Origin of the sequence: Bartonella phoceensis, from assembly GCF_902825145.1 — a bacterium.
Lineage (GTDB): Bacteria > Pseudomonadota > Alphaproteobacteria > Rhizobiales > Rhizobiaceae > Bartonella > Bartonella phoceensis.
The window spans coordinates 326,358-338,450 of sequence record NZ_CADEAD010000002.1 but is presented as its reverse complement, the minus strand read 5'-3'; the positions used below and the strand labels follow the sequence as shown (position 1 = coordinate 338,450).

Genomic DNA, 12,093 nt, shown 5'->3' with positions numbered 1-12,093 from the left:
AAGGTATGTATCAGGAGTTCTTATGTCACAATACAACCCCACAACAGCGGATTTCGAAGCCCTTCTCATGGAATCCTTTCAAACTAATGATCTTAATGAAGGATCCGTTGTTAAAGGCCGTGTCATTGCTATTGAAAAAGACATGGCCATTATTGATGCTGGACTTAAAGTCGAAGGACGTATTCCACTCAAAGAATTTGGAGCTAAAGGAAAAGACGGTTCCTTGCAAGTTGGCGATGAAGTTGAAGTTTACATTGAGCGCATTGAAAATGCGATGGGTGAAGCTGTTTTATCGCGTGAAAAAGCACGGCGTGAAGAAAGCTGGATTCGTTTGGAAGAAAAATTCAATGCCGGTGCACGCGTTGATGGAGTTATCTTTAGCCAAGTAAAAGGAGGCTTTACAGTCGATCTCGATGGCGCTGTTGCTTTCTTACCTCGCAGCCAGGTCGATATTCGCCCTATTCGTGATGTCTCACCTCTCATGCACAATGCGCAATCCTTTGAAATTTTAAAAATGGATCGTCGTCGTGGGAATATTGTTGTCTCGCGCCGTACAGTCTTAGAAGAAAGCCGTGCTGAGCAGCGTTCAGAAATCGTACAAAATCTTGAAGAAAACCAAATTGTTGAAGGTGTAGTTAAAAATATCACTGATTATGGTGCCTTTGTTGACCTTGGTGGAATTGATGGCCTTTTACATGTTACGGATATGGCTTGGCGGCGTGTTAACCATCCATCTGAAGTTCTTACGATTGGTCAAACAATTAAAGTTCAAATTATTCGTATCAATCAAGATACACACCGTATTTCTCTTGGTATGAAACAGCTTGAAAGTGATCCTTGGGAAAGCATCAGTGCAAGATATCCCGTTGGTAAAAAAATTACCGGTGCTGTTACCAATATTACTGATTACGGTGGTTTTGTTGAAATAGAGCCAGGAATCGAAGGGCTGATCCATGTTTCTGAAATGAGTTGGACTAAGAAAAATGTCCATCCGGGAAAAATTCTCTCCACATCGCAAGAAGTGGAAGTGGTTGTTCTTGAAATTGATCCTTCTAAACGGCGTATTTCTCTTGGCTTAAAACAGACATTTGAAAATCCATGGATTGCTTTTGCCAATAAGTTTCCTGTCAATTCGCAAATCGAAGGAGAAGTTAAAAATAAAACAGAATTTGGTCTCTTCATTGGCCTTGAAGGTGATGTTGATGGTATGGTTCATCTTTCTGATCTTGATTGGAATCGTCCTGGTGAACAAGTTATTGATACTTACAACAAAGGTGATATCGTTAAAGCTGTGGTCCTTGATGTTGATGTTGAAAAGGAACGTATCTCTCTTGGGATTAAGCAACTTTCCAGCGATAAAGTTGGAGAAGCAGCAGCCTCAGGTGAACTGCGCAAAGGTGCTGTTGTGACATGTGAAGTTACAGCTGTTAATGATAATAGTATTGATATAAAATTAATTGACCATAATCTTGAAACGACTATTCGACGTGCTGACTTGGCACGTGATCGTGATGAACAACGTCCGGAACGTTTTTCAGTCGGTCAGAGGGTTGATGCACGCATCACTGCATTTGATAAAAAGACACGTAAACTTTCAGTGTCTATCAAAGCTTTAGAAATTGCAGAGGAAAAAGAAGCCGTTGCACAGTATGGTTCTACAGACTCAGGTGCTTCTCTTGGTGATATTCTCGGCGCAGCTTTGAAAAAACAAGAACAAGATTAATATTGCATTGTAAAACAATTATATGAAAACGAAGGTCGCTCCCCGTTTTGGCGGCCTTTTTTTATTTTTTAAAGAAAGTGTCTGCTTATTTTTTCAATTTTCTCATTAAAAATTGTAAATACTTTTAAAAGAAAATAAAAAGTTTATTTTTTTCCTATTAACTGCTCATTATTAAGACAAACTGCTTATAGCCTCTTAAACTTAAACATAAAGAAACTATATAATTGAATAGCAATTAGAATATTATGGCATTCACAATACCTTTCATGAAGTGTTTTTTTTCTCAACAAATAAAAACACTTCATCTTACTAAAACCAATTTTCCTCTTCGCTCACATTATAAATCGCAAGATGAACTTTATACATTAGGCCATGATATAGCTTCTCAAAAAGACATATTACTTCCAGAATACAAAGGGGAAAATAATTTTCATAAAAGATTAAGTGAAAATGCTAAACTTATCCTCCATGCCTTTCATACCTGTGATATAGCCACTCGGAATGACGAAACTATTGCACCATCTGCCCAATGGCTGCTTGATAATCATTATACCATTGACAAAACTATACAACAGCTACGTCGTAATTTATCTAAGTCTTTTATCAAGCAACTTCCCCTTTATAAACAAAAGGCAGGCATACCACGTATCTTCGCTCTAGCTTGGCTTTATATTGCACATACTGATAGCAATTTCTCACAAAAAACACTCACAGCTCTCATCAATGGATTTCAAGAAGTTTGTGCCCTTAAAATTGGTGAATTATGGGCTCTGCCTTCTGTTATGCAAATGCTACTCATTGAAAATGTTTGTCGTATTTCACAGCGTATTGAACAAACACGGTATATGCGTCATCTTGCTCATAAAGCAGCTGATAAAATCTCTCTCGCGGAAAATGAAACAAAACTCCATACTCTTTTCACACAATATGAATCATTCACTGCTGATCCAACCTTTTCAGCTCTTTTATTCTATCGTCTGCGTAGCGCATCTGTTGACTCAACAACCGCGTTAACTTGGCTTGAAAAGCAACTACAAAGCCAGAGTAGTAGTTTAGAAATTGTAACAGCTGATGAACATACCCGCCAAGCAGCAGATGGTGTAACTATGGGTAATATTATTCGTTCCCTTAAAGCTATTGAGGATGTTGATTGGACAGTATGGTTTGAAACTGTCAGTTCTGTAGATTCTATTTTGCGTGAAAATAGTGACTTTTCCGAAATTGATTCTCATTCACGCAATATCTATCGACAAGTCATCGAAAAAATTGCACGTCTTTCACCTCTTAGTGAATTGGAAATTGCACAAAAAGCTATAGAAATGGCGAATCCTTCTTCTAAAGAGATTTTTCATCATAATAATTTGTCTGTTGGATGGCATCTTGTCGATGATGGGCGTTTTGCATTTGAAAAAGCTTGTGGATACACACCACCTCTACTCATAAAATGGGCACGGTCCCTTTCCTGCCTAAAGATAAAAATCATTGCAATTCCGGTCTCTTTTCTAACACTTGCTTTTTTGTTTGCCATCTATGCCTTTTTACAAAGATCCAACATCATTCCTTGGATGTCACTTCTCTTTACCGCATTGGCAATTTTTCCTGCTATGGATGCTGCCTTTGCCTGCTTCAATACTGTTGTTTCATGGTTTATTCCACCAAAACAACTTATTGGTTATGAATATAAAAAAGGTATTCCGGGACATGCACGCACAATGGTTGCCGTACCTACTTTAATCACATCACGTGATTATATTGATGAGCAAGTGCATAATCTTGAAGTCCATTATCTTTCCAATCCCAAAGGTGCCATTCACTTCGCCCTCATTACGGATTGGGTGGATTCTCTCTTCGAACAAACGCAAGATGATCTTGATCTCTTGCGTTATGCACAAAAAAGTATTGATAAACTCAATCACCGTTATCATCGTGATGATATTCCTCTCTTTTTCCTTTTACACCGTCGACGCCATTATAATTTCAGCGAAAAATGCTGGATGGGATGGGAGCGAAAGCGGGGCAAACTTCATGAACTTAATCTTTTATTAAGAGGTAATAAAAATACAAGCTTTTACCCACCAAATCCACATCTTCCTATGGATTGCCGTTTTGTTATGACTCTCGATGCAGATACACGGCTTACCCCTGAAAGTATCACAAAACTCGTTGGAAAACTTAATCATCCGCTCAACTACCCGGTTTTTGATCCACACAATAGGAAAGTTGTGAAAGGCTATAGTATTTTACAACCTCGTATTACATCTTCTCTTACAACAGGAAAAGAAACATCAATTCTGCAACGAATTTTTTCTACTAATCGTGGAATTGATCCTTATGTTTTTGCTGTTTCTGACACTTATCAAGACCTTTTGGGAGAAGGAACTTTTATTGGTAAAGGTCTTTACCATATTGATGCATTTCAACAAGCACTTGATGGTAAAATTAAAGACAATACTGTTCTTAGTCATGACCTCTTGGAGGGAGGATATGCACGCACGGCATTGGTAAGTACTGTAGAAGTAATTGAGGATTATCCAATAGCCTATAATGTTGATGTTGCACGTCACCATCGTTGGATTCGCGGTGATTGGCAACTCTTGCCTTATCTTTTCTCCCCCCATCAAATTAACTCCACAACACGTTGGAAAATACAAGATAATCTGCGTCGTTCTCTCACCCCGCTTATGTGGTTGATCGCAGCAATAACGGGATGGACTTTTTTACCATTAAAAACAGCGATCATCTGGCAAACACTCTTGCTACTTAGTCTCTTCGTTTCACCAATTTTAGGCATCTTACAAACTTTTTTTTCATCTCATCTTGACTCTTCCTTGCGTCAATACATCCAATTCATTTTGAACAAAATTATTCTTACCAGTGCAAATATATTTCTTAAAATTACATTTCTTGCTCATTCAGCTTATTTTATGACAGATGCCATTATCCGCACGCTTTATCGCATGATAATTTCAAAACAACATCTGCTTGAATGGAAAACTTCCGCCGCAACAAAATCGATTCCCAATAGTCTTGGCTGCTATATCCTCACAATGTGGCCAGCATCACTCATGGGTATTCTTGCCATAGCACTGTCTCTCTTTTCTGATATTTTCGCAGATTATATTGCTTTACCCTTTGGGCTCATCTGGCTTTTTTCACCCTTAATAGCGTGGTTTGTTAGCCAACCTTCAACGTTTCAAGATACCCTTGACATATCTTCTGAGGATAAAAAAACACTAAGATCTATTGCACGACGAACATGGCTTTATTATGCAACCTTTGTTAATGCGCAAAGCAATTATTTACCACCTGATAATTTTCAAGAAGATCCTGAACCTCTTATTACTCATCGCACATCCCCTACCAATATTGGAGTTTATCTTCTCTCTGTTATAGCTGCGCGTGACTTTGGCTGGATTAGTTTTCAAGAGACTCTAACACGCATTGAATGTACATTAAACTCTCTTATAAAAATGGAAAAATTCCGTGGACACTTCTACAATTGGTATGCAACAGATACACTTAAACCTCTTTTGCCTACCTATGTGTCAACCGTTGATTCAGGAAATCTTGCCGGCCATTTGGTAACACTTTCTTCAGCCTTGAGTGAATGGGCTGAAAAAACCCATGTATTGTTTCATGGGGATCGAGAAGGCTTATCTGATGTTCATACTCTTTTTGTCGAAACAATTAAAGAAATTCCAAATGATGAACATAATTTACATCCTTTACGTCACCAAATCGAAGAGCATATCATAAATTTTCATCGCTCCCTCAGTGCTTTTGTAGAAAAATCAGATAAAAACACTTTTTATACCACTAACCTTTCGCTCATTGCCCGTGATATTGTGCATTCGACAAATGAACTGAATGAAAAAATTCAAACGGTAGAATCTGCTCGTGCTCTTTCCTGGGCTCAATGTCTTTTAGAAACCTGTAATGCTCATCATCACGATGCTACAAGCAACTATGACAGCGAAAAATTACGCAAACAATTAAATACCTTAGCTATAAGAGCGCGGCAAATAGCTTTTAGTATGAAATTTGACTTTCTAGAACAGCCTGAACGACATCTCTTATCTATTGGATATCGTGTTCAAGAAAATAAACTTGATGAAAGTTGTTATGACCTGCTCGCTTCAGAAGCACGCCTTACAAGTCTTTTTGCCATAGCAAAAGGAGATATCAAAATTAAGCATTGGTTCCATCTTGGTCGGCTCCTCGTTCCTATTGGTTGGAAAGGTGCACTCTTATCATGGTCTGGATCCATGTTTGAATACCTCATGCCATCTCTTGTTATGTACGAACCTTTAGGATCTCTCCTGGACCAAACACATCGTCTGATTATTCGTCTTCAAATAGAATATGCCCACAAACGAGGATTACCATGGGGTATTTCAGAAGCTGCATTCAATGCTCGTGATCACTTAATGAATTACCAATATGCCAATTTTGGTGTTCCAAGCCTTGGCCTTCAACGCGGTCTTTCACGCAATGCTGTTGTTGCCCCCTATGCCAGTCTTCTAGCGGCACAATATGCACCTCACAAAGCGGTAATAAACTTAAAGTGGCTGCGTAATCTTGGAGCTTTAGGAACATATGGTTATTATGATTCTATTGACTTTACCCCTTCACGGGTGAAGGTAGGAGAAAAATATGCTGTTGTACGTAATTATTATGCACACCATCATGGCATGTCTATTCTCGCTATCAACAATGTTATTTTTCAAGGGCGGATGCGTGATCGCTTTCATCGTGATCCAATCATTGAAGCTGTACAATTGTTATTACAGGAAAGAGCGCCGCATCAAATTCCCATCATTCAGAACAAAATTGTTCATCGTATACGTTATAATTCTCAGGAATTTGATGATGCCCCTTTGCGTATTATAAAAAACCCGCTGCTTAAACAACGTGCTACTTTGCTCTTATCCAATGGTTCCTATTCTACAATGTTGTCAGCCAGTGGTTCTGGCTACAGCCGTTGGCATGATTATGCGATTACGCGCTTTATTCCTGATGCAACAGAAGATCAACAAGGTATTTTATTCTTTCTACGTGATACACATAATGGGCGTTGGTGGTCTATTACTGCTGAACCAACACGCGTCGTTGAAGAAGAGGCAGTCTGTATTTTTACAGATGAAAAAGCTGAATATACAAAAATGGTTGATGGCATTCAATCAACACTTGAGTGTCTTATTGCATCTGAAGGGTGTGGCGAAGGCAGACGTATTCAACTTATGAATACAACACATAAAGATCGTCTCATTGAAGTAACTTCTTATGGTGAACTTGCACTCGCCACCATGGACTCGGATAGTGCACATCCTGTTTTTTCACGTATGTTTATAGAGACAGAAATTGCTGAGGAAGGAAAAATAATTTTTGCTAAAAGGCGTAAAGGCTCGCCTAATGATCCTGAGATTTACATTGTCCATTTTGTCAGCAATACAACGGGAGCACTCCAAGAAACAGAAGCTGAAACTGACCGTTCGCTGTTTATTGGTCGGGGGCGTTCTATTCACCGACCTGCAGCATTTGATCAAAATGCCCGTTTTAGCAACAGCCAGGGTTGCGTTCTTGATCCGATTATCTCACTGCGATGCCGTGTAAAAGTTCCAGCACATGAAAAAGTTGAACTCATTTTTTGGACTTTTGCTGCACATGCAAAAGAAACACTACTCAATCATCTTAAACATTACCGACAGCCTAATATATTCCAGCAAGAATTTTCAATGGCATGGACACGTTCACAAGTCTCGCTGTATCAAAGTGGTATTGACCTTAAAAAAGCTATTATCTATCAAAAGTATGCAACACCACTTATATATCCTGACCGAACATGGCGTCTTCCTGCAAAAAACTTAGCTAAAACTCTTGGTCAACAATCCGATCTTTGGCCAATGTCAATTTCAGGAGACACTCCAATCTGTCTTCTCAGGTTAGATCATGAAGAAGACATAACTGTCTTGCGAGAGCTGCTTAAAGCACATGAATATTGGCGTATGCGTGGTCTCATTGTTGATCTGGTCATTCTCAATGAACAAGCATCTTCTTATATACAAAATACACAACATGCGATTGAATGGGTTTGTGAATCCTATCGCCCCCACATGCATAACACAGATGAATGCCAACATATTTTTACGCTTCGGCGTGATCAGATGAATGAACAGAGTTTTAAGACACTTCTTGCATCAGCCCGTATTGTTCTTCACGCTCAAAACGGGTCTTTATCTGAACAACTCAAACGGCTTGATAGGAGTGATTTCGATTTAGCAACGCGTGAGAGTAATCAAGAGTCCCATTATAAATCAAACTACCAAAAACATAGCAAAGAAAGACAAAGCACAACACAAACTGAACGAAGTCTTTTTTCTTCTATTGGTCTTATCAGTCAAAAGAAAACTTCTCCTCTCCCTATTGAGGGAAAAGACCTACAATATTGGAATGGTTATGGCGGATTTAATCACAACAACTATTATGTGATCCGTCTTCATGGACACACCACCACACCACACCCGTGGATTAACGTCATTGCTAATAAAAACTTTGGCTTCCATGTCTCTGCTGAAGGTGCACTTTTTACTTGGGCGAACAATAGCCGCGATTATCAATTAACCCCTTGGAGTAATGATCCTGTTTCTAACCGTCCAGGGGAAGCACTCTATATTGTAGACCGCCTATCTTTAAAACGTTTTTCTCCTGTTTCTGCTATTGAATGTGATAAAAACGTTGTCTATGAGGTTTGCCATGGTTTTGGATTCTCAACCTTTAAATCCACACATTCAGAGATCACCTTAGAACTAACCCATACGTTAGATCCAGGAAATCCTGTTCGTCTTTCACGTCTCATCCTCAAAAATGAAGGGGAAAAACCACACAGTTTACGCCTTTATAATTATGTTGAATGGGTTTTGGGCAATGTCCGCACAAAATATGCACCCTTTATACTTCCCTCTTATGACGTCAAACGTGGCGCACATTTTATTCAAAATCCTTATCATCTCGAAAACTCTCAACAGGTGACATTCTTATCAGCTTCTGAAATGCCAACCAGCATGACTACTGATCGCACTGAGTTTATCGGTACAACGGGAACAGTTATATATCCTCATGCAATCCGTAAAGCTTATGCTCTTTCAAATACAGTTGAAGCAGGATGTGATCCTTGTTCAGCATTTGCCTATGATATTGATCTTCAACCAGGGCAAATAAAAGAAATTATTTTCTATCTTGGCAGTGCAGAAAATAGGCAAGAAGCTGAAAAATTACTGGATCAAGTCCGTACAAATGATTTTGAAACTCTGCTCACAAAACAAAAACAGCAATGGAGTGATTTTGTTTCTCCATTCCAAGTTAAAACACCTGATCCCTCTTTTGATATTATGGTCAATCATTGGCTCCCTTATCAAATCTATGCTTGCCGAATGATGGCACGTGCAGCTTTTTATCAAGCCAGTGGTGCCTTTGGCTTCCGCGACCAATTGCAAGACAGCTTGTCTCTATTATTATTAGAACCACAGCTGGCGCGTGAACAATTGTTAAATGCTGCGGCACATCAATTCCCTGAGGGCGATGTACAGCATTGGTGGTTGCCTGACACCAATGCAGGTATTCGCACACGTATTTCTGATGACATTGTTTGGCTTGCGTATGGAACAGCGCTTTATGTCAACACAACTGGCGACGACACACTTCTTGACACTCTAATTGCTTTTATTGAAGGAATCTCCCTTACGGCACAACAACACGATGCTTATTTCAGGCCCACACAATCCTCAAAGGTCGCCACAGTTTATGAACATTGTGCTTTAGCTTTAGATCTTGCCATCAAACACTGTGGACAACATGGACTCCCCCTTATTTTAGGTGGTGACTGGAATGATGGCATGAATTTAGTAGGTGTACAAGGAAAGGGTGAAAGCACTTGGTTAGGATGGTTCCTTGGCTCCACATTACAGGCATTTATCCCCCTTGCAAAAAAACGTAGTGACAACACCCGTATAGAAATATGGACTGCCTATCTTGAACGTTTGAAAAAAGCCTTAGAAAAAAATGGTTGGGACGGTGCTTGGTATCGACGCGGTTATTTTGATGATGGAACGCCCCTTGGCTCTAAAATAAATGATGAATGTCAAATTGATAGTATTGCTCAATCTTGGGCTGTCATTTCTCAAATGGCACCGCTTAAGCGTCAAAAACAAGCAATAGCATCAATGCTTGAGCATCTTTATGATGAAAAAGGAGGGCTTTTACGTCTTTTCTGGCCGCCTTTTGATAAAACTACTCTCGAACCCGGTTATATAAAAGGTTACCCTCCAGGAATTCGAGAAAATGGTGGTCAATACACGCATGGAGCAATTTGGAGTATTTTAGCGCTTGCACAAATGGGTAAAAGCGATAAAGCTTATGCTTTATTTTCCATGATCAACCCAATCACCCATGGGCAAGATCCTGCAATTTATCGTGTTGAACCTTATGTTATAGCTGCAGATATTTACGCCACTGAACCACGGCGTGGACAAGGCGGTTGGACATGGTATACAGGATCGGCAGGATGGTTTTATCGCGCCGCAACACAAGCCATTCTTGGGATTAATCGTCAAGCTGATCGGTTATTTTTACATCCACATTTGCCTTCTTCATGGCCCGAATATGAAGCAAAAATGAAATTTCATGATGCTCTTTATACCATTAAAGTGAAATGGGGCTCTGAAAATACGCTCAGTATTGATGGTAAGAAATATGCAAAAGTTCATGCAGGAATACAATTACAAAAAACGGGAAAACATGAAATTATACGTATTCTTCAATCCTCACAGTAGAAAATATAACAAGATTTTTTATTCTTGCCCAAAATCTTAGAATTGTTATAGTTTCTGCAGTCCCTATATTGATCGTGTTAGTGCACAATAATTTTAGATTCTACAAGATTGAAAGAAAGAGGGTTATGAATCACCCAGATATCGCGAGACGTGTTTACAATCATACCTGGAAACTTGATCCCATTATTCGTTCACTACTTGATACAGATTTTTATAAGCTTCTTATGGTACAGATGATTTGGGGACTTTATCCCAATGTGAATGTTACTTTTTCTCTCATAAACCGCACCAAAACAATACGTCTTACCGATGATATTGATGAAGGTGAGTTGCGTGCCCAACTTGATCACGCTCTCAGTCTGCGTTTTACGAAAAAAGAAATGATATGGCTTGCCGGTAATACATTTTATGGACGTAAACAAATCTTCAAGCCAGATTTTCTTCATTGGCTTGAGAATTTTCAACTACCAGAATATGAACTTACCCGCAAAGACGGCCAATATATTCTTCATTTCCATGGCCCATGGGCCCATAGCTCCATGTGGGAAATTCCCGCTCTTGCTATCATCAGTGAATTACGTTCACGTGCTGCTATGAAAAACTTGGATCGTTTTGCTCTCGATGTGCTTTATGCACGTGCTAAAGCAAAAATGTGGAGTAAAGTTGAACGTCTTAAAAAATTGCCTGATATTAAAATATCTGATTTTGGTACAAGGCGTCGTCATTCTTTTTTATGGCAACGCTGGTGTGTTGAAGCATTAAAAGAAGGTATTGGCGACTCTTTTACCGGGACTTCCAATGTTCTTCTCGCCATGGATACAGATTTAGAAGCTCTTGGTACAAATGCACATGAATTGCCCATGGTCATTGCTGCTCTCGCCAATAATGATAATCAATTGCGCAAAGCACCTTATAAAGTTCTACAAGATTGGAGCCGATATTATGGTGGAAATCTTCTCATTGTTTTACCTGATACCTTTGGTACAGAAGCATTTTTACGCAATGCACCAGATTGGGTAGCTGATTGGACAGGTTTTAGACCTGACAGTGCTCCACCCATCAAAGGTGGCGAGCGTATTCTTCAATGGTGGAAAGAAAAAGGAAAAGATCCGCGCGAAAAATTATTGATTTTTTCTGATGCTCTTGATGTCGATACAATTGAAAAAACCTACCATCACTTCCACGGAAGAGTCCGTATGAGTTTTGGGTGGGGAACAGATCTTACCAACGATTTTGCAGGCTGTGCACCCCAAAAAATTGCAACCTTTGATGCTCTTTCCCTTGTTTGTAAAGCCACTCATGCAAACGGTAAACCGGCCGTAAAACTTTCAGATAATCCTGAAAAAACTGTTGGGGACCCACAAGAAATACAACGCTATCTCAACTTTTTTGGTAATGAAGAACACTTGTTAGACCCATAAAGACTTGACTATAAGCTCATTTATGCAAAATTAAAGACAAATAGGCTGTAAAATGCGTTACTGACGGATCAGCTATATGTGCATTTCTTTTATGCATTAACAGAAATATCGTCTCTCTATG

At 39.3% G+C, this 12,093-nt stretch carries 3 protein-coding genes; all 3 read left to right on the top strand.

Annotated elements, in window-relative coordinates:
• Positions 1-22 precede the first annotated feature (22 nt).
• The 3 genes from rpsA (at position 23) to pncB (ending at position 11,972) form a co-directional block, all read left to right on the top strand.
• Positions 23-1,723 (top strand): 30S ribosomal protein S1, encoded by a 1,701-nt coding sequence (rpsA, locus tag J7R07_RS03620; RefSeq protein ID WP_208435572.1) that lies wholly within the window; start codon positions 23-25, stop codon positions 1,721-1,723.
• Positions 1,724-1,968: 245 nt separating this feature from the next.
• The gene (locus J7R07_RS03615) at positions 1,969-10,551 is read left to right on the top strand and encodes a glycoside hydrolase family 94 protein (RefSeq protein WP_208435571.1); all 8,583 of its coding nucleotides are present in this window, start codon (positions 1,969-1,971) and stop codon (positions 10,549-10,551) included.
• 125 nt (positions 10,552-10,676) lie between these two features.
• Positions 10,677-11,972, top strand: coding sequence for a nicotinate phosphoribosyltransferase (gene pncB, locus J7R07_RS03610; RefSeq protein ID WP_208435570.1), 1,296 nt, complete (start codon positions 10,677-10,679; stop codon positions 11,970-11,972).
• The last annotated feature ends 121 nt before the right edge of the window (positions 11,973-12,093 follow it).

What these genes read in the sequence shown, in the direction of transcription:
- J7R07_RS03615 (WP_208435571.1), top strand. Translation starts at nt 1,969, where the DNA reads ATGGCATTCACAATACCTTTCATGAAGTGTTTTTTTTCTCAACAAATA.
- pncB (WP_208435570.1), top strand. Translation starts at nt 10,677, where the DNA reads ATGAATCACCCAGATATCGCGAGACGTGTTTACAATCATACCTGGAAA.
- rpsA (WP_208435572.1), top strand. Translation starts at nt 23, where the DNA reads ATGTCACAATACAACCCCACAACAGCGGATTTCGAAGCCCTTCTCATG.